The organism is Paenibacillus chondroitinus NBRC 15376 (genome assembly GCF_004000765.1).
Lineage (GTDB): Bacteria > Bacillota > Bacilli > Paenibacillales > NBRC-103111 > Paenibacillus_E > Paenibacillus_E chondroitinus.
On sequence record NZ_BILW01000032.1, the window covers coordinates 18,773 to 37,048 of the forward strand.

The window sequence follows — 18,276 nt, forward strand, 5'->3', positions numbered from 1 at the left end:
TTACCCGAGCACATCGTAATCGTTCTTTGAAACCGGTCGAACCAAGTTCAACACGCCAGTGCGAGCTAATGCTTTAGCCAAGTAATAGGCGAATACCCCAGCTATAATGGCGGAGCCTGCAAGACGAAGCCCAATAAATAAGCAATAATTCCAGAATGTTAGCTGATCGATATAGCCATAATATTTATCTACAAGCAAAGAAAGCGCTGCGGATGCGAATGACGCTAGAACGGTCACACCCACATTCGCCCGGCGATACAAGAAAAACGCGAAGACCAGCTCTGCGCCAAGCCCTTGAAGAATGCCATACGCAAGCGTCGATACTCCCCATGATCCACCAAAAAGAGCCTCAATCGTCGCGGCTGCAACTTCAGCCAATAAGGCGACGCCTGGTTTACGAATAACGAGAAAAGCAAATGTAGCCGCCATGAACCACATCCCGTAGCTTAATTGCTCCGCATGCAGACCGATTGGTTTAAGAAGATCATACATGGGTCCCCATATGCGATAAATCACCCCAAATACCGCCGCGATCACGATGGTGACCAAAATATCGGTCAATTTCAACCCTTTTGCTCCTGTTCCTTTTTGTGCCATTTCTTCTTCCCACTCCTTTTCTGGATACCTTTTTTATTAAAATGAGATAGGCGAACACGACAAAAAAAGCCTACCGGGATGCGGCAGGCATAAAATTAGTGCAGAAAGAGGCACTCGAATTCTCTACGCTGGCATTACCCAGATCAGATTAACGGTCAGTGGCATAGGGCCACTATCTCAGCCTGACTTCATCAAGCACCCGTGTTGCTATTCATTTGGCTTAACTGTAGCGGATTACTCGATATTTGGCAATGCCTTTGGAAAAATTATTTATCCATCAAAAGTTTTAAATCCAGCGTCAATCCATATAACTGGCGGATGCTGTCAACAATATCTTCCACTCGCTTCTGCTGTACTTCCGCGCTGGCAAGCACTTGCTGCACGGATGCGGCGGACTCTTCCGTTATCGCTGCCACGGATGTCATCTCCTCGGCCACCTTCTGGGAAGACACTTGCAACTGCTGGTTCATGCGCTGCAAATTCTCCGCTTGCTCCATGACCTCAGCTGTATTCGTGTTAATAACCTCGAAAAGCTGATCAACACTTTCCGCTGATTTTCTGCCCGATTCTACCGCCAGTTTGCCGATGGCGACCTTCTCCACTGCGGTCTCCACTTTCTGCTGAATGGAGCCTAGAATCTCCGAAATATCCGTTGAAGCTAGGTGAGCGTTCATGGCAAGCTTCCGAATCTCACCGGCAACTACGGCAAATCCCTTGCCATGTTCCCCGGCTCGAGCTGCTTCGATGGACGCATTGAGCGACAGAAGATTCGTTTGATTCGCGATATCGGCAATCGTTGTCACGATATTTCCGATTTTCACATTTTCTTCGTTCACTTCATTCATGATGCTCGACGTTTCCGTTACGATCACGGTAATATCCTTGATTTTATGCGTCAGATCTTCCATCTGGCTCTTGCCTTCATTCGTCATGCGGGCTGTATCCCGGGATCTGCTGCTCATCGTGTTCGATGCGGAAGAGGTCATCTCCACCGTCTCATTCACATCTTGGATAGCCGTTGTAATGTCTGTAATGGAAGTGGCTTGAGATTCAATGCCGATGGAAATTTCCTGAAAAGCCGCAACGACTTCTTCTGTGATTCTGCCTGTCACGGAGGCATTTTCATGAAGCGTATTACTGGAAGTTCCCAGCGCCTCTGTTGTCGTACGAACGCCCGTCAGAACCTCTTCTGTCTTCATCCGTGATACCTCGGACTCCCTGGCACTCTGGGCTACACGGCTTAATAATCGGAATCCTATCTGGCCTTGACCTATTAGCGTAATGATGATTAGAACATAAAAAGCATTGATTGCAATATAGTCAATTGGACCCGACAACGTGGAACAGAAATAGTTCAAATTAACGATTCCGATAACGCCATTAAGCAATAACGGCTTATAATCCATATACAAGGAGACCAGCGCTAAACTTAAATACAAGATAAGCATGCTGGACAAAGCGTGATTATGCGTCATGAAGAAATATGAAATCACATTAAGGCCTATGGCAATGATATATTTGGTGTAAGTGACCCCGATTTTCCTCCAGATCAGCAGCGTGCAAATGACCGCAATAGGCGCTCCAAAAGTCAGCAGCGTCATAACAACTCCCATGGATCTATAGGAAGCCCCCATTCCTAACACCAAACAAGCCCATAACAGCTTCACCATTAACCCGTTTCTTTTATGTAGTTCCAGCATTTGTGCTGTCATTTGGTCATCCCCCCTCTTTTCTATAAATTTTTCTACAAAAATAGACATTTACTTACATGATTCAACAATTGAAAGGGAAAATCCTCCTTTTTTTATGCCCAAAACGGGATCTTTACAAAGAATTTGACTTCTTGCCACTATCGAAACTACAATATGTAGTGTATGACGGATTATCAACGTAAAGGAGCTCATATCAAATGGATACTACCACCATGCAGAACGGGTCAAATCTTACTGCAATTTTGCTTTATATAGGGGCAGCACTCTTCATTTTGGCCGTCATTGGTTACGCGCTTGCCGCGAAGACGAACAAAGCGAACACGAGCAAGTTGAAAAAAGCCGAGAAGATGGCCCTGCACAAAAAGCACAAGACTTGGATGCTGCTGTCTCATGCTCTTATCATTTTAGCGGTTTGCTCTTTAGGAACTTCTCTCATCCAGACCTCATCCAACAAATATAGCGTCGAAAAGCTTAACTACAATGCGCCTATCGAAGTCACGACGGATAAGGATTACGGGCGCAATCATGATGAAGGTATGCTGACCTACGAGATGAAAATCCCAACTTCAGGCACGCATAGCCCGCATGATTTAAAGTTTGGTTTTTACAAGGAAAGACCGACATATGCGATGCTTGTCCATAACTTGGAGCACGGCGACATCATCATCTACTACCATCCCGATGCGCCTCAAGAACTCAAGGATCACCTCGACTATTTGAGCCATTTCAAACAAGCTGGCGCCGGTGTGCTAGCTGTACCTAACCCGGATGTGCCCAGCGATAAAGAGATTGTCGTAACCGCCTGGACGAAAACGATGCAGCTTCCTAAGTTTGACGAAGCCAGCGTGGGAACTTTTATTTACCAGTATATCGATAAAGGTCCTGAGAAGATCCCGCCTGAAGTGCGCCGTGGCGGCGGAACGATGTAATCGATCCAAGTAGACGAGCTCCCGTTATTTACGGACGTTTTCGCGGTCGGAGACCAGATCCGTCGGCACGAGTCCGGTCAACCTTTTAAACACACGATAAAAATAGGACGCGTCATTGTACCCGATGAAATCGGATATTTCCGTCACCGTTAGCGCCGAATGCCTGAGCATGTATACAGCGGTTTTGATCCTGGCTGCATGTACGAATTCACTGATCGTCTGTCCTGTCACTTTGCGAAAAAGGGTCGCCGCGTAGTTCGGCGATCTGCTAATGCAGGCACCCAGTTCCTCCTTGGTGACATGCTCCCTGTAGTGGTTCTGGATGTAGCCCTTCATCTGCTCGACTAGCTGCAGCGTAGCGCTGGTTGCAGCTTCTTGGTCCCACTCCCGATGCAAATAAACGAACAGCTCTGTTAGCAGCGCTTCACACAGCGTCTGATAATAGGGCTGTTTGTCCTGCCATTGCTGATGGATATGTCGCAGCCGATCTAGAATCAGTTCATATTTGCTCGTAAATCGACTCGTCGCGCTGGACAGCCTAAAAAGTGGAAATGACGCTTGAGCTTGCATGGCTGTCGGATCAAATCGAACGACATATTTTTCGTGCAGCATGGTTGGAACACTTCGTCCGTAAAAGGGAATACTGCTCGGGATGAGCAGCCATTGCCCTTTCTCCAGCACCTGCTTTTTTTCCTCGATCCAATAAACGCAGCGGCCGTATGTAACAAGTACAAGCGTCCAATCGTCGCATCCCTCCTGTGATTCCCCGTACCAATTGCTGCTTTTATCATACGTGTAACTTGTTACCTTCATGTTCCACCACCTAAATACTATTTTTCATATAGCATACTATATTTCATGGAATTTTGTCGAAATAAGGCATATAATGAAGCCAAAATTGATTCGTCCACAACGAAAGGAAGTCCTAAATAATGCGTAAAACGAAAATCATTTGTACCATGGGACCTGCTTGCGATTCCGTCCCGACTCTAAAGGAACTCATTCGCTCCGGTATGAGCGTTGCCCGACTTAATATGGCTCATGGCGATTTGGATGAGCACCGCGGACGCATTCAGCGCGTTCGTCAAGCGGCTCAGGAGTTAGGTGTTGTCGTTCCAATTCTGATGGATATCAAAGGACCGGAAATCCGCATCGGACAGCTGAAAGATGCTTCCTATGATTTGAAAGCCGGCGATCGCATCGTCTTGACGACAGAACAAATCGTTGGCGACGGCAGCCGCGTTTCCGTGAATTACCCTGGCCTCCCGCAGGACGTTAAGCCAGGCAACCTTGTGCTTATCGATGACGGCTCCATTGAGCTTCGTGTTGAATCCATCGATGGCACGGAAGTCATCTGCAGCGTCTTGAACCAAAGCGTTCTGAAGCAGCGTAAAGGCGTTAACTTGCCAGGTGTGCGCACCTCTCTGCCGGGTGTAACTGAGCGTGACGTGATGCACATCAAATTCGGTATCGAAGAGAACATCTCCATCGTCGCGATGTCGTTCGTGCGTAACGGGAACGATGTTCAGGAAGTTCGCGGCATTCTGGAGCAGCACGGCGCAGGCAATACGCCGATTATCTCCAAGATTGAGAATGAAGAAGGCATGACGAACTTCGCTTCCATCCTTGAGGCTTCCGACGGCATCATGGTTGCTCGCGGTGATCTCGGAGTTGAAATTCCGACAGAAGAAGTACCTATCGCGCAAAAAGATATGATTCGTGCTTGTAACCTAGCCGGCAAGCCGGTTATTACAGCAACGCAAATGCTGGATTCCATGCAGCGTAACCCGCGTCCGACACGCGCTGAAGTGAGCGATGTTGCGAACGCCGTGCTTGACGGCAGTGACATGGTCATGCTTTCCGGCGAAACCGCTGCAGGCAAATATCCCGTCGAGTCCGTGACGATGATGGCGACTATTGCCGAGCGCGTTGAGCAGACGATGGAGCGCAGCTCCATGATCGATGCACAGCTGCAATCGAACAACGAAGTGACGGAAGTGCTGTGCCAAGCGGTTGTATCTTCCGCGAATAAGCTGAAGGCAGCAGCGATTCTGACGCCGACAGAGAGCGGTTTTACCGCGCGGATGATCGCCAAGTACCGTCCGGAGGCGCCGATTATTGCGGTGACGTCCAACGAGTACGCGATCAATCTGCTTAGCATGGTACAGGGCGTGATCCCGATCCATGGCGAGTTCTGCGAGTCGACGGATGCGATGATTCGCTCCGCTATCGGACATGCCGAAACGCTTGGCTATGTGAAAAAAGGCGATCTTACCGTCGTATCCGCAGGTGTTCCTGTGGGGAAATCGGGAACGACCAACTTGTTGAAGGTTGAGCGGGTTTAAAATCTATAAGTGAGAAAAGACGCCTTATGGGTGTCTTTCTTGCTTTTAATAACCTCAGCCAAGGGGCACATTAACGGTAACTTCATCATGCACTTTTAACGGGAGGCTCCATGATTATCCGACTTGGATTCGTATCGATTGCGCTCGCGATTTTTAATAATACGCCCAGCTCGACGTTTACGTACAAGCTGTTCTCGCAGCGGCCGCGCGAGGAAGCCATTCAGCGTGCGATTGATATCGGACGCAAAAACCTCGAAGCCACACAGCGCATCCTCTTTTACAATGCCGCTCATGGCATTCGCTTGTTTCGTCTTTCTTCATCACTCATTCCACTCGCCACGCACCCTGATGTGCAAATTGACGTAGCCGGCGAATACCAAAAAGAGCTCAAAAAGCTCGGCGACTTCGCCAAGGCCCATGACATTCGCCTCAGCATGCATCCCAACCAGTTCACGCTGCTGAACGGGAGCGACTCGGTCGTAGCGGCGGCGATTCAAGACTTGCGCTACCATGCTGCGATTCTCGACGGGATGGGATTGGATGAATCGGCCATCATCAACATCCACGTCGGAGGCGTGTACGGCGACAAAGCCGCCGCGACGGAGCGGCTGTTCACGAAGATCCCGGAAGTGCCGGATCATATCATGCGGCGGCTTACTTTTGAAAATGACGATAAAACCTACACCCTCGAGGAAACCCTCGCCGTGAGCCAAAAGCTGCAGCGCCCCTGCATGCTGGATTTGCATCATGATTGGTGCAACCCTTCGGAGGCCACTCCTCAGGAGCTGCTCCCGCAGATCGCGAAGACATGGGGAGATATCCCCATGAAAATCCATATTTCGTCTCCGAAGTCTCCAAAGGATACGAAAGAGTTTCGCTCCCATGCCGACTACATTGAGCCGGAGCAGCTGGTCGCTTTCCTCAAAAGCTGCAAGGAAGCTGGGTTGGAGCGAGTCGACGTCATGATAGAGGCGAAGATGAAGGATCTTTCCTTATTCCAGCTGGCGGAGCAGCTGGGCAAAATCCGGGGGATTAAGCGGATTGATGGCGGCATTTTGGAGTGGTAGTTGTGGCAAAGAAAAAACGTAGAACAAAGAAAGACCGTAGAACGGGGCGGATTCCGCTTGGTTCTACGGTTTTTTGGGTTCGATTGAGCAGCGCCGATTACTCCCGTTATTTTCCTCGTCTCATTCATTTTTCGCGCAGATAGATGGATTTTCTACCGCTAATTCGTTCAAAATCAGCCATTACCCTCTACCACAGACGATTTAGATGGAGCTTCTCCAGTTATTCCGTTTCCTGGGCTGATGCAGCTCGGATTAGAGGTAGATTATCCAGTTATATCAGTTAGACTGCATCTCTGGGAGTCGAGGGTGTGGAGCTTCGCCCTAGAAGTCGGAGCGTTACCGCTCCGGTTTGTCCTGCCTGTCCCGCTTATCCAACGGAACCGTGTGAACATGATCCTGCATCTTCACATGCTTCAGGGCATTAATCTCCCCACCGATAATAATGAGCAGCGCGGAGATATAGAACCAAGTCATAAGGACAATAATTCCCCCAACACTGCCATAAGTGGCACTATAATTCGTAAAGTTATTCACATAGAAGGAGAAGCCCAGACCTGTCCCCTGCCAGCCAAGAGAGGCAAAAAAGGCGCCGGGGAGCACACTTTTGCACGTCAGACAGGTGTTCGGAGCTATGTAATAAATGCCTGTGAAAACAATGAACAGGATAATGAAGTTGAGTATCCAGCGAAGATTGTTCCAAACGTTAACCTTCGTTGCCGCCAGATGAACATGCGCCTGCACCCAGTCGCCAATCCAATGGCCGAAAACGCTCAGAAGCAGCGCAGACGCAATAACAATAAGCATACCTAGCGTCAACATAACCGCAAGAAACCGCGAATGAATAAAGCTTTTGCGCTCCGGCAAGCCGTACGCTTTATTCACGGCTATCACGATCGCGTTCATCGCTGCGCTAGCGCTCACCAAAGCCAGGATTAGTCCGAAGGACAGGGTCCCTCCTCTTTTTACATCGAGCAGATTGATCAAGGTATCCTCAAGCCAGCTGGAGACGGCACCTGGTATGTAGCCTCTGATTAGAGCCACCACATCGTCGGATGAGAATGGCAAGTACCCGAGCAAACTCAGAATAAAAAGTAGAAACGGGAACAGCGACAGCAGGAAATAGTAGGCGCACTGTGCAGCCAGCCCTGTAGCATCGTGCTTTTGGAATTGGTGCCAGAGCAATTTTAAGTTAGATATAACCATTGGCGGAGTTATCCTTTCATTGCTCAAGAATTGTGATAAAATAGGTAGTTCAGTCCTGCAAGGAACAGGTGATTACCAATCAATGAACTCTCTTTCTATTTACCCTACTCCAATAAGCTCTAAACCGGCCGCTGAACGAAAGGTTCCGCATGCGCAGATGGCCCGGTTAACGAATAGCTCGGATTTTGTGCCCGACGAGGATCGGGATGCTTATTTTTTCCGCGATTTGGAACGCCATCGCATTTTGTTGAATGAAGCGCAGGTACAGGCTGTGCGCCATTTCAAAGGTCCTCTCCTCACGTTAGCGGGGGCAGGCTCTGGCAAAACAACCGTGCTGGTATGCCGAGTCGCTTATTTGCTGCGCGTTCACCGGGTGCATCCGTCGAATGTGCTGCTCATTACATTTTCGAAAAAAGCCGCTGAAGAAATGCGGGAGCGCCTCGCTTCCCTGCCTGGCCTGGATGCGAGTTTGACACACTCGATGCAAGTGAGGACGTTCCATGCCTTCTGCCTCCGGTTGCTGCGAATGAACGGGTTTAATCAGGAGATTCTGAGCGACGGCCGTTATCAGCAGATTGTTTTCAAACGTATCATGCTGGGCATGGGACTTCAGGATACCTACCAACCCGAGGTTCTCATCTCCATCCTCTCCTCCTACAAAATGCAGCTGATCAATATCAGCGACCTTCCCGAAGATACGGAAGAAGATCAGGAGATGAAGCGAATTTTTCTGCAATATGAACAGTGGAAAATGGAGCAGATGAAGATCGATTTCGACGATATTTTGATTCTCGCGTACCAACTGCTGAAGGACAATGGCGATATTCTGCGCTCACTGGAGCGAAAGTTTTCGTACATCAGCGTCGATGAGTTTCAAGATACGAACACCGTGCAGTATGAGATTATTAAAATGATCGCTCGCAATCATCAAAATTTGATGGTTGTCGGTGATGATGATCAGACCATTTATTCGTTTAATGGAGCTCGGAATGAATTTATTTTACAATTCCATGAACAGTATCCTACTGCGACGACCGTCACGCTCGATATTAACTATCGATCCACTTCGAGTATCGTTGGACTGGGCAATGCCATTATTCGGCATAACGTTCAGCGCAAGAGCAAGACACTGCTCGCCACCAAACAAAGTGAAACGAAACCACTGTATGTGAGGCCTGCCACCAGTGATGATGAAGCCGATTGGCTGATCAACGATATTCGCCTTAAGGTCGCTGAAGGGGGCTGCACGTTTGGGGATTTTGCCATTCTGTACCGCACGCAAAGCAATAGCAGGGCCATTATAGAGCAGTTGATTCTGCATAATCTGCCTTTTGTCGACTATGGCAGCAGCGATTCTTTCTATGAACAGTGGATGGTCAAGCCGATTATCGATCATCTTCGAATCGCTCATGAACGCCGCAATTTTGAAGCGATAGAGGGTGTCCTACCTTCATTATATATAGGGCGTGACCAAGGCATGCGGATTATTCAGGAACAGGAGGCGATTCAGGCTAAAAAGTGGCCGCTGATCCACCTTCTGGGCTTGCCGCAGCTGAAGGATTTTCAGAAAGAAAAGCTTAAAAGCCGCATCCGTCTAATCAAGTCGCTTGCCGAAATGAAGCCGCTGGAAGCCATCCAGGCGATCCGCAAAGACTTCTACGACGCCTTCCTGGAGACGAATAAGCGCAGCAAGCTGACGCATCACCGGGAGATGCTGAAGGAGACGCTCGACGAGCTGGAGTCCTCTGCCAAGCGTTTCGATTCGGTGGAGCAGTTCCTTTATTTTATCCATGAAGTCGCAGAAAAACGCACGGAAATGAGCGCACTGCCAAAAGACCATGCCGCGAACAAAATTTCGCTCATGACGATACACAAATCCAAAGGCCTCGAGTTCAAAGTGGTCTACTTGCTCTGTGCGATCGAGGGCAACATGCCGCATAGCTCGGCACTGGAAGCAAACCAGCTGAACGATGTTCAGCTGGCCGGCGTCACTGCGCGCGACAAAACCGCCGCCGCGCTGGAGGAAGAACGGCGACTCGCCTACGTCGCCGTCACGCGCGCCAAGGCCGAGCTGCTGATCAGCTCGCCGGCGTATTATCGCGGGAAGAAGGCGGAGCCTTCCCGCTTCCTGCTGTCCGCGTTCCCTGACGCGGACGGGATGGTCAGCCGCAAGCCTGTGGCGGCGGCTGCTGCGAAGCCAACCGCGACGGAGTCGGTCGCGGCGTGGGTTTGCGGCCAGGCCGGCTGCAAAGCCTGGTCGCGCATTTCTTCGCCGCAGGAATCGCGGCGAACGGCGAAGGCGTGCCCCTTGTGCGGCGGGGCCATGGTCAAGGGCAGCAAGCTCGTCCCGCTCGCCCGCTAGCTGGCGGCGGCTTGCATGAGCCAAGCTCATCCCCATTCCGAGCCTGGATAACAGACTACCGGGATCTGGAGCAGATCTGGAAAGGCTCACATCCTGATCGTCAAGGAGGGAATCCCGGAAGACAGACCGATTCCAGAGTATGCAGACACACCGGAAGAGTTTGCCCCTGGCATATGCCCGGAGGACTTTATGAAAATTGCTGCAAGACTTCAGCAGTCTGCCGGCATTCACGTATAAACGGGGACGATACACCCTTGAGGAACTACAGGCCACTATTCTAGCAAATTCAGCCCGTTTCCGCGTTCAGCTGTACTACAGGGCCTTATTTGACCGCCTTAGCCCGTTTTCTTTAAGAAAACGGATAAATAACGGCCCACAGTTCCCCTCCACGCGAAAAAGAGCCTATTTCGATGAAATAGTACCCTGTAGTTCCCTTCGCTCGGGTGGAAGGAACCTATGGAATCATCGATGCGCTTTTACGCACAGATTTCGCCGTACGCGCGGCCCCTCCCTTGCTTGGGCTTTCACCAACTAGATCATGCGTGCTGCTAGGCATGCCAACTGAATCTGAGTTAAGCTTCGCTTAACCCAGAACGCCAAAAAAAGGACGAAGCAGGAATCAACCTGCCTCGTCCTTTTATATTAATTAAACAAGTTCTCTCAATGCTTGAAGCGCCGCATCATAATTCGGATGTTCTTTCATTTCCGTTAAATACTCAACATAACGAACAGTATTGTCAGCATCTACAAGGAAGATAGCCCGTTGATCAAGCTGGATCTCTTTAATCAATACGCCATACGCTTGGCCAAAGTTACGATGTTTGTAGTCGGAAAGTGTGATGACTTTATCAATTCCGGCAGCCCCGCAGAAACGGCTTTGGGCAAAAGGAAGATCCACGGAAATCGTCAGGATGACAACATTATCCCCCAGTTTATCTGCTTCTACATTGAATCGGCGCGTCTGCGCATCGCAAGTTGCCGTGTCCACGGAAGGAACAACGGAAATCAGCTTAATTTTACCCGCATAGTCCGAGAGACTCACCTCTGTCATAAGATCCTTATTCACCGTAAAATCAGGCGCTTTATCGCCAACTTTAATCTCTGGCCCTATTAAGGTTACTGGGTTTCCTCCAACTGTTGCTACTCCTGTGCGCTCTTGTACTTGTGTCATGATAGTTCCTCCTGATTGGTTGGTGTCGTTTATATGTTTTGATGCTGGGAAAAGGGATTAAGCTTGCTCAATGACAGCTTTAAGTTTCTCTTTAGGTTGCACGCCTACCAGCTGATCCACCACTTGCCCATCTTTGAAAACCAGCAAAGTTGGAATGCTCATAACGTTATATTTAGCAGCGGACTCCGGGTTGTCGTCCACGTTGATTTTTACGATTTTGGCTTTGTCGCCAACCTCGTTCGAGAGTTCATCCAAGATTGGAGCGATCATTTTACAAGGGCCGCACCATGGCGCCCAGAAATCGACGAGTACAGTTCCACTACTTGTTTCACTTTGAAAGGTTGCATCGGAAATTTGATTCACTGACATGGCTAATTCCTCCTAGAATTTAAGTTGTTTGACGGTTATCTGCTGCTTATCTGCTGGTTACAAGAGCAGCATGTTCTGAAATATATCGCTCAGCATCGAGTGCCGCCATAGCACCGCTGCCTGCTGAAGTGATAGCTTGTCGGTAAATGTGATCCTGCACGTCGCCGCAGGCAAATACGCCTGGTATTGCTGTTTTGGAAGTTCCCGGGATGACCTGCAGGTAACCGAGTTCGTCGGTTGGCAGTTGCCCACCTAAGAATCCTGTATTCGGCGTATGCCCGATTGCAAGGAAAATGCCATCTGCTTCAAGCAGTTCTTCTTCCCCTGTTTCATTGTTGCGCACTCTAAGTCCTTTGACCCCAAGCGGTCCTGCCTCTACTTCCAGCGGGGTGCGGTTCAAGCTCCAGACCACTTTCTCATTGCCGCGGGCGTGATCCTGCATGATTTTCGACGCCTTCAGATCATCACGACGATGCACGACGCGTACTTCAGAAGCGAATCTGGTCAGAAATTGTGCCTCTTCCATCGCGGTATCCCCGCCGCCAATCACGATAATTTTCTTATTCCTGAAGAAAAATCCGTCACAAGTTGCGCAAGTGCTGACGCCTTTTCCGATGTTCTCGGATTCGCCAGGGATACCCAGCTTCTTAGCCGAAGCGCCTGTAGAGATAATGATTGAATCCGCAGTCAGTTGGCCCCCACCTTCTAGAAATAACGTGAATGGACGTTTCGACATATCCACTTCTGTTACGCGCCCCGATTGAATCTTAGCGCCGAAGCGCAGCGCCTGCTTCCTCATGTTGTCCATCAGTTCAGGACCCATAATACCGTCCGGGAACCCTGGGAAGTTATCCACTTCCGTTGTAGTGGTTAGTTGACCGCCAGGCTGTATGCCTTCGATGACAAGCGGCTCCATGCTCGCTCTCGCTAAATAGATCGCAGCCGTTAATCCGGCTGGGCCTGTTCCGATGATGATCGCTTTGTGGTGCATACAAATGCCTCCTTTTATTAATCGATATTTGTTGATTTCATATTGTTGATTGCTTGTTTGTTTGTTTCGTATTTCTTGTCTCTTAATTCTTATTTCTTATTTCTTATTTCTTATTTCTTATTTCTCGCGGTTACTTTGTTAGCAAATTAATTTGATGCAAACCTTATGAACAGATCATATCAATTTCATTTAAATTTGTCAACAATTAAATTGCATGCAAATTAAATTTGAAACAAGAACCTTTTCTCCTTCCAGAAACCGGTTAAGCCTTCATAAAACATTCAGTTAGACTTCATGTGGGCTTCAGATTCCATAGGCATAATAGAAGCATGTCATCCAGAGACACACACACTGAAGGGAGCAATTATGAATAAAACACAAATTAGATCTAATCGCACATGGAAATGGGTATCAGCTGTCCTGCTGATCTGCCTTATCGCATATATCGCTTTCTACCCACCAACTAAGCACGCTGCGGGCAGCGCTGGGACAGTTGAGCCCGTCGCCAAAGTCAATGGTGTCAGCATCAATTCCGAACAGTTATATCAAGCTATGCTCGCTAGCGGCGGTCAGCAGACTCTTGATTCCATGATTTCCGAGGAGCTCATTAATCAAGAAGGTCAAAAAGCAGGCATCACCGTCACCGACGAAGATATTGATAAAGAAGTTGCCAATGTAAAAGGCTCTTATGGTTCTGATGCTGAATTCCAGCAAGCACTCACTTCTTACGGTATGACCATCGACGATCTCAAGAAAAGCATGAAATCGCAGGTCCTTTTGAAAAAAATATTAACGCCTCAAATCACAATCACAGATGATGAAATCAAAAAATATTACGATGAAAACCTCGAAACCTTGAAGGTTCCGGAGCAAGTTCAGGCCTCTCACATCTCCGTTGCGACGAAAGAAGAGGCGGATGCTATTGTAGCTGATTTGAAAAATGGGGCGGACTTTGCCACGATAGCTAAAAGCAAATCTTTAGACACAGCTACCAAAGATAATGGCGGATCTCTTGGTTACATCTCTAGCGGCAGAATGGACGAAGCTTTCGACACCGCGGCCTTTGCTTTAAAAGTTGGCGAAACCAGCGGCGCTGTTAAGACAAGCTCAGGTTACGACATCATTAAAGTAACGGATCACAAAGCAGCTTCCACCCCTACCATGGAGGAGAAAAAAGAGGATATTAAGTCGGCGATCACGACTCAGAAACTGGCTTCCCTCTCCACCACATGGCTGCAGGATAAGAAATCGCAGTCGACAGTTGAGAACTATTTAAGCAAGCCTGCAGGAGCTTAATGTCCTAATGCGTGGAGCCAGAGGCGGCTGCCTCCACGAACAGCACCAAAAAAGGATGCCCAAGGGGCATCCTTTTTCATTTTAAGGTGTACGAGTTTTCATCTCGTCCAAGCTCTTGAACTGATAGCCTTGACTTCTGGCGTCGTCAATGATTTTGGCGAGCGCCTCCGTGTTATCTTTGGATACGGAATGCAGTAAAATCACCGCGCCAGGATGCAGCTGCGCCATCACATTTCTATACGCATACTCCCAGCCTTTTTGCTGCTTGGGCTCCCAGTCGCGGTACGCAATGGACCAGAACACGTTCGTGTAGCCCATCTGCTGGCTGACGGCTAGCGACTGACCGTTGAAGATGCCCCGCGGCGTGCGCAAATAATGCATCTCCTTTTGCCCGGTCACGGCGCTCACGCCATCTCTCACTTGATCGAGCTCTTTCTTGATCCGCTCAGGGGAAATTTGGCTCATATCCGGATGGCTCCAAGAATGGTTGCCAATCAAGTGGCCCTCTTGCGCCATGCGCTTAAGCAGCTCCGGCTCGGTTTTGATATAATGGCCGGTCACAAAAAAGATGGCTGGCACTTGCTTTTCCTTTAGCACATCCAGAATTTTGCCGGTATACCCCTGCTCATACCCATTATCAAACGTCAGGTACAATTCTTTGACCGTTAGATCACCTGTAAAAATAGCTCCATGCTGCTTCAACAAATTCTTGAAGCCTTCTTCATCAATGGAGGGACGTTGTCCGTTGGTGCTTTTTTTGAAGCCGAAATGATAAGACCCGTCAGCAGATACGAGCATGGCCTGTCCGAACAGCATCGCCATCACGACGGTAAGGATACGGATGTAATTCACGGGTGCAGATTCACTCCTTGCCTTCTGTGGTTGAGTTCAGCCTTCATAGACTGTTACTAATATTCCACAGAAAAGGCTGGAGTAGGCGTGATTTGAACAGGGTAATATTGGATGTTGGCACGAATGATCTAATCGATTCAATCAATGACCTTCCCGAAAATCTCCACGATATCCGCGCGGAACGAATGCCCCACCAGCTTTTGAATTTCGGCATAGGCTTCCCGTTGGGACATCTCTTGCCTGTAGGAACGCGGCGTCGTTAGCGCCAGGAATACTTCCACTAATCCTAGCATCTGCGATAGCAGCGGGATTTGGTCACCAGCAAGCTGATACGGGTAGCCGGTGCCGTCCACTTTTTCATGATGATACAGGAATGCCTTCTCCACCTCTTGAAAGTCAGGAATGCCTTCGCATAATTCCTTGGCCATGTAGCAGTGCTCCTGGACAACTTCGAATTCGAATTCGGACAGCTTGCCTTCCTTCTCGAACATATAATCCGGCAGCTTGACCCTGCTAACAAAATGAAGAAGCGACAGCAGATCAATTTCCCATTCCTGCACGCGCAATCCCCCATAAGCCTTCACCAGTGATTTGAGCAGCATGCTCATTTCTCCGATTTCTTTCCGCGACGTCTGGGTTTTCCGCTCCCCAACGGGAATAAAACTTTGCAGAAGGTTAATCACCTGCTGTTTCTGCTGCTGGAAAGCCACAGCTTCAACACGTTTTTTGAACTGGTTGCGTGAAACAAGGATGACTCCTCCCAAGATCGCACTTCCAAATGTATACACACCTCTGGTTATGGCAGCAATAATCGGTGAAATGTCTCCAACTATAACAGAAGTTGGCCCGAATATAGTGAGTAGCACGACGTACATCATAACAATGAGGCAGCCGTATACATATATTTTCGAATCTACCAGCAAACTAAGAAGAATGGGACAAAAGGCTATCGCCACCCACATGTGCCACAAGGACAAAGGGTTGTACAGCGTAGTCACGACAACAACAACAAAGATGATCATGGGAGATATGAGCTTTGTATACACATTCTCTTTGGGCAAGTTCTTTTGAATGACAAGAATTCCCCAACAGAAAAGCGAAGCCGTGAGCGAAGTTACCATATAAAGATATGATTCCGAGTCTCGGATAACGAGCCAGTAGAGCATCCCGCCAATCGTGCATAACGAAGCCATACTTGCAATGATGAACATCATCAGTTGATCGACGGGCTGATTCCCGAGGCGCTGCAAGTTCATATAAGCGAACTCCTTTTGGAGGCTGGATAGGTTCCGAACTCTTTGCATTGGAAATAAGAAATTCCTTTCATAACCTCATCAATGGTCGACAATATGACCTCTGGGCTCGTATCCTTCATTAAATAACCGTCTACACCGGCTTGAAAAGCACGATAAATATCCTCACTTTCATCAAATGCGGTCAGGATAATAATTTTCATCTGCGGATAGATGCTCTTAAGCGCCTTCGCACCTTCAATAATCGGTATGCCGGGCATTTTGAGATCCGTCAGCAGCAGATCCGGCACGATGGAGATAGCGTGCTCAATCGCTTCACTGCCATTCGTAGCTTCGCCCATGACCGTGTAATCGCCACAGCTACCCAGCAGCATGCGGAGACCTGCCCTTACGATGGAACTGTCATCAGCAATAATGACTTTATACATAAGCTGTGCTCCTTTCGCGCGGTATATATGCGGTAACTGTTGTTCCCATAGCTTCCTCAGATTGGAATGTAATTGAGCCATTCAAAGCTCTGATCCGGCTCTCCATACCGCCCAATCCAAACCTTCCCTCATGATGCCTGTCCACGGACTTCATTCCGATTCCGTCATCCTTAATCATTACCGTCCATTGCACGCTCGTAACCTCAATCGTAACGTGAAGCTGCTTCGCTTTTGCGTGTTTGATGACGTTATTGGCCGCTTCCTCCACCAAGTGATAAATCGCGCCTTCGACGTCCACCTGTTCTTGCGAAACCCACCCGATATGTTCAAAAATCGGCTTTACCCCCGTGTGCTCTGTGATGCGCTGCAGCATTTTTTCAATCGCGTAATGGAGATTCAGCGTTCTCTTCTCATCCTTAAGCTCGGTAATGAATTGCCGGATATCGCGGTGGCTTTCTTTCACCTTCTTCTCGATCTCGGTTACGTAAGGGAGCATCTCATCGCGCGCATGCGCAGGTAGGGCATTTTTCAACTGAAACAGCTGAATAGAAATAAAGAACAGCTCTTGTGTGATGCCGTCATGAATGTTTTGTGCAATCGTATTGCGCTCTATCGCGACCGCGGCTTCCTCTGCTTCCAGCAGCTCCTCGTCACTGAAATGAATGGCTTCCAGCCTCATAAGCAGGAACTGGATGTACATTTTGTGCAGGATAGATAATTCATTTTTCTCCGCCTTCACCAACAGCCAGCCATAGGATTTCCCGCCCCGATCGAGCAGCGTCTGGATGTACAGCGACTCTAATTCACCTGTGGGAGATGGCATTTGGGCATACATCCTCTGACCGTGCAGCGACGTATTTTGCTTCATATAGTTCGTGAAATAGGTATGCTTCCAGCTCAGCGCTTTCTCGTTCTGTCTATCGCTTTCCATACAGAGAATGACTTCACGCTCATCCAAAATTTTCTTGAGCAGCCCTTCTAAATAAAGAATGCCCCCCTGCTTCCTCGGCTGTCGCGCCATAAAACGAGAGGAATAAATCATCACCAGCTTGCGGTATTGTTTACGTACTGCTTGGATGGTGTAATGTGCAAAACTTATCAAACAAAAGTAACCGAGAACAACAAAGCTATAATCAAAATGGTTCAGCAAATAAATGTACGCAGCCCTCTCGGAAGTCAGCGCAAAGATGAACGGGAGCAATAGCGCATAACAAAAAGAGATCCGGTAATACCCCCGCCATGTCACGAACCGTTTGACCATTAATAGGCCGGTAAAACAGTAGATTAAGAACGGTGAGGACAACCCTCCCGTTAGCCAAAGCAGGTAAATCCCAAAACCGATATCAACAGCAGATGCTGCAATCGCGGCTTTTTTACCCATTTTAAAAAGATATAACAGACTGTAGGCCGTGTGAAAAAGAACCGCTGCCAACAACAATCCCGGCGTCACGTTCCCCGATTTGGTATAAATCAGGAGCCCCATCAACAGCAGCACCCATCTGCCTCCAAAAAATACATACAAGCTCGATTTGGTAGTTAGAAACATCGACAAATACTCCTAAACTTTATCAATTCTTAATGGTCTTTCGACTACTTTTGTTATACAATGAAGCAGTCAATAACAATCGTAGGTAAAAAGCACTAGGAAATTATACCTAGTTTCAGTATATCATAGATCGTATCAATTTGGAGGGAAACCAA

17 protein-coding genes and 1 riboswitch are annotated in these 18,276 nt (G+C 48.5%); of the genes, 6 read left to right on the forward strand and 11 right to left on the reverse strand.

Going from position 1 to position 18,276, the window contains the following annotated elements:
- Positions 1-597, reverse strand: a complete 597-nt coding sequence (locus PCH02S_RS26180; RefSeq protein WP_127457059.1) for an ECF transporter S component — start codon at positions 595-597, stop codon at positions 1-3.
- Positions 598-700: 103 nt separating this feature from the next.
- Positions 701-810: riboswitch (TPP riboswitch) on the reverse strand.
- Positions 811-863: 53 nt separating this feature from the next.
- Complete coding sequence (locus tag PCH02S_RS26185; protein ID WP_164819745.1) at positions 864-2,309, reverse strand: methyl-accepting chemotaxis protein; 1,446 nt, start codon at positions 2,307-2,309, stop codon at positions 864-866.
- A gap of 197 nt (positions 2,310-2,506) precedes the next feature.
- Here PCH02S_RS26185 and PCH02S_RS26190 point away from each other — a divergent pair, with 197 nt between their 5' ends.
- Positions 2,507-3,238: a DUF3105 domain-containing protein gene (locus PCH02S_RS26190; RefSeq protein WP_127457061.1), complete on the forward strand. Its 732-nt coding sequence runs from the start codon at positions 2,507-2,509 to the stop codon at positions 3,236-3,238.
- A 24-nt stretch (positions 3,239-3,262) separates the two neighbouring features.
- On the opposite strand, the gene PCH02S_RS26195 is transcribed toward PCH02S_RS26190, so the two are convergent.
- On the reverse strand, positions 3,263-4,051 hold the full coding sequence (locus tag PCH02S_RS26195) for an AraC family transcriptional regulator (protein WP_127457062.1): 789 nt from the start codon (positions 4,049-4,051) through the stop codon (positions 3,263-3,265).
- 119 nt (positions 4,052-4,170) lie between these two features.
- On the opposite strand from PCH02S_RS26195, the gene pyk reads away from it, so the two are divergent.
- The 3 genes from pyk to PCH02S_RS35905 all read left to right on the forward strand — a co-directional run bounded on the left by pyk (position 4,171) and on the right by PCH02S_RS35905 (position 6,793).
- The gene (gene pyk / locus PCH02S_RS26200) at positions 4,171-5,583 is read left to right on the forward strand and encodes a pyruvate kinase (protein ID WP_127457063.1); all 1,413 of its coding nucleotides are present in this window, start codon (positions 4,171-4,173) and stop codon (positions 5,581-5,583) included.
- Positions 5,584-5,693: 110 nt separating this feature from the next.
- Complete coding sequence (gene uvsE / locus PCH02S_RS26205) at positions 5,694-6,650, forward strand: UV DNA damage repair endonuclease UvsE (RefSeq protein WP_127457064.1); 957 nt, start codon at positions 5,694-5,696, stop codon at positions 6,648-6,650.
- A 2-nt stretch (positions 6,651-6,652) separates the two neighbouring features.
- Positions 6,653-6,793, forward strand: coding sequence for a hypothetical protein (locus PCH02S_RS35905; protein ID WP_164819746.1), 141 nt, complete (start codon positions 6,653-6,655; stop codon positions 6,791-6,793).
- Positions 6,794-6,986: 193 nt separating this feature from the next.
- On the opposite strand, the gene PCH02S_RS26210 is transcribed toward PCH02S_RS35905, so the two are convergent.
- Positions 6,987-7,853, reverse strand: coding sequence for a YihY/virulence factor BrkB family protein (locus PCH02S_RS26210; RefSeq protein WP_127457065.1), 867 nt, complete (start codon positions 7,851-7,853; stop codon positions 6,987-6,989).
- An 82-nt stretch (positions 7,854-7,935) separates the two neighbouring features.
- Here PCH02S_RS26210 and PCH02S_RS26215 point away from each other — a divergent pair, with 82 nt between their 5' ends.
- Entirely contained in the window at positions 7,936-10,215 is a 2,280-nt protein-coding gene (locus PCH02S_RS26215) for a UvrD-helicase domain-containing protein (RefSeq protein WP_127457066.1), read from the forward strand.
- 646 nt (positions 10,216-10,861) lie between these two features.
- Here the strand turns inward: PCH02S_RS26215 and tpx are convergent.
- The 3 genes from tpx to trxB are packed head-to-tail and all read right to left on the reverse strand — an operon-like array spanning position 10,862 to position 12,746.
- Positions 10,862-11,386: a thiol peroxidase gene (gene tpx / locus PCH02S_RS26220; protein WP_127457067.1), complete on the reverse strand. Its 525-nt coding sequence runs from the start codon at positions 11,384-11,386 to the stop codon at positions 10,862-10,864.
- Between the two features lie 57 nt (positions 11,387-11,443).
- The gene (gene trxA / locus PCH02S_RS26225) at positions 11,444-11,755 is read right to left on the reverse strand and encodes a thioredoxin (protein ID WP_127457068.1); all 312 of its coding nucleotides are present in this window, start codon (positions 11,753-11,755) and stop codon (positions 11,444-11,446) included.
- 46 nt (positions 11,756-11,801) lie between these two features.
- The gene (gene trxB, locus PCH02S_RS26230; protein ID WP_127457069.1) at positions 11,802-12,746 is read right to left on the reverse strand and encodes a thioredoxin-disulfide reductase; all 945 of its coding nucleotides are present in this window, start codon (positions 12,744-12,746) and stop codon (positions 11,802-11,804) included.
- A 366-nt stretch (positions 12,747-13,112) separates the two neighbouring features.
- Here trxB and PCH02S_RS26235 point away from each other — a divergent pair, with 366 nt between their 5' ends.
- Positions 13,113-14,042: a peptidylprolyl isomerase gene (locus PCH02S_RS26235; RefSeq protein WP_164819747.1), complete on the forward strand. Its 930-nt coding sequence runs from the start codon at positions 13,113-13,115 to the stop codon at positions 14,040-14,042.
- Between the two features lie 81 nt (positions 14,043-14,123).
- Here the strand turns inward: PCH02S_RS26235 and pdaA are convergent, their stop codons facing one another.
- The 4 genes from pdaA to PCH02S_RS26255 form a co-directional block, all read right to left on the reverse strand.
- On the reverse strand, positions 14,124-14,864 hold the full coding sequence (gene pdaA, locus PCH02S_RS26240) for a delta-lactam-biosynthetic de-N-acetylase (RefSeq protein WP_127457110.1): 741 nt from the start codon (positions 14,862-14,864) through the stop codon (positions 14,124-14,126).
- Positions 14,865-15,031: 167 nt separating this feature from the next.
- A complete protein-coding gene (locus PCH02S_RS26245; RefSeq protein ID WP_164819748.1) occupies positions 15,032-16,150 on the reverse strand; it encodes an HD-GYP domain-containing protein in 1,119 nt (372 codons plus the stop codon).
- Positions 16,147-16,575, reverse strand: a complete 429-nt coding sequence (locus tag PCH02S_RS26250; protein WP_164819749.1) for a response regulator — start codon at positions 16,573-16,575, stop codon at positions 16,147-16,149. Before PCH02S_RS26250 ends, PCH02S_RS26245 begins: the two co-directional genes overlap by 4 nt.
- Positions 16,568-18,121: a sensor histidine kinase gene (locus PCH02S_RS26255; protein WP_127457073.1), complete on the reverse strand. Its 1,554-nt coding sequence runs from the start codon at positions 18,119-18,121 to the stop codon at positions 16,568-16,570. Before PCH02S_RS26255 ends, PCH02S_RS26250 begins: the two co-directional genes overlap by 8 nt.
- Between the last annotated feature and the right edge of the window lie 155 nt (positions 18,122-18,276).

Bases quoted from the DNA above. Each gene is read 5' to 3' on its own strand.
- pyk (WP_127457063.1), top strand. From the start codon at position 4,171: ATGCGTAAAACGAAAATCATTTGTACCATGGGACCTGCTTGCGATTCC.
- tpx (WP_127457067.1), bottom strand. From the start codon at position 11,386: ATGACACAAGTACAAGAGCGCACAGGAGTAGCAACAGTTGGAGGAAAC.
- pdaA (WP_127457110.1), bottom strand. From the start codon at position 14,864: ATGGCGATGCTGTTCGGACAGGCCATGCTCGTATCTGCTGACGGGTCT.
- PCH02S_RS26195 (WP_127457062.1), bottom strand. From the start codon at position 4,051: ATGAAGGTAACAAGTTACACGTATGATAAAAGCAGCAATTGGTACGGG.
- PCH02S_RS26185 (WP_164819745.1), bottom strand. From the start codon at position 2,309: ATGACAGCACAAATGCTGGAACTACATAAAAGAAACGGGTTAATGGTG.
- PCH02S_RS26180 (WP_127457059.1), bottom strand. From the start codon at position 597: ATGGCACAAAAAGGAACAGGAGCAAAAGGGTTGAAATTGACCGATATT.
- PCH02S_RS26250 (WP_164819749.1), bottom strand. From the start codon at position 16,575: ATGTATAAAGTCATTATTGCTGATGACAGTTCCATCGTAAGGGCAGGT.
- PCH02S_RS26235 (WP_164819747.1), top strand. From the start codon at position 13,113: ATGAATAAAACACAAATTAGATCTAATCGCACATGGAAATGGGTATCA.
- PCH02S_RS26255 (WP_127457073.1), bottom strand. From the start codon at position 18,121: ATGTTTCTAACTACCAAATCGAGCTTGTATGTATTTTTTGGAGGCAGA.
- trxA (WP_127457068.1), bottom strand. From the start codon at position 11,755: ATGTCAGTGAATCAAATTTCCGATGCAACCTTTCAAAGTGAAACAAGT.
- PCH02S_RS26245 (WP_164819748.1), bottom strand. From the start codon at position 16,150: ATGAACTTGCAGCGCCTCGGGAATCAGCCCGTCGATCAACTGATGATG.
- PCH02S_RS26210 (WP_127457065.1), bottom strand. From the start codon at position 7,853: ATGGTTATATCTAACTTAAAATTGCTCTGGCACCAATTCCAAAAGCAC.
- trxB (WP_127457069.1), bottom strand. From the start codon at position 12,746: ATGCACCACAAAGCGATCATCATCGGAACAGGCCCAGCCGGATTAACG.
- uvsE (WP_127457064.1), top strand. From the start codon at position 5,694: ATGATTATCCGACTTGGATTCGTATCGATTGCGCTCGCGATTTTTAAT.
- PCH02S_RS26190 (WP_127457061.1), top strand. From the start codon at position 2,507: ATGGATACTACCACCATGCAGAACGGGTCAAATCTTACTGCAATTTTG.
- PCH02S_RS26215 (WP_127457066.1), top strand. From the start codon at position 7,936: ATGAACTCTCTTTCTATTTACCCTACTCCAATAAGCTCTAAACCGGCC.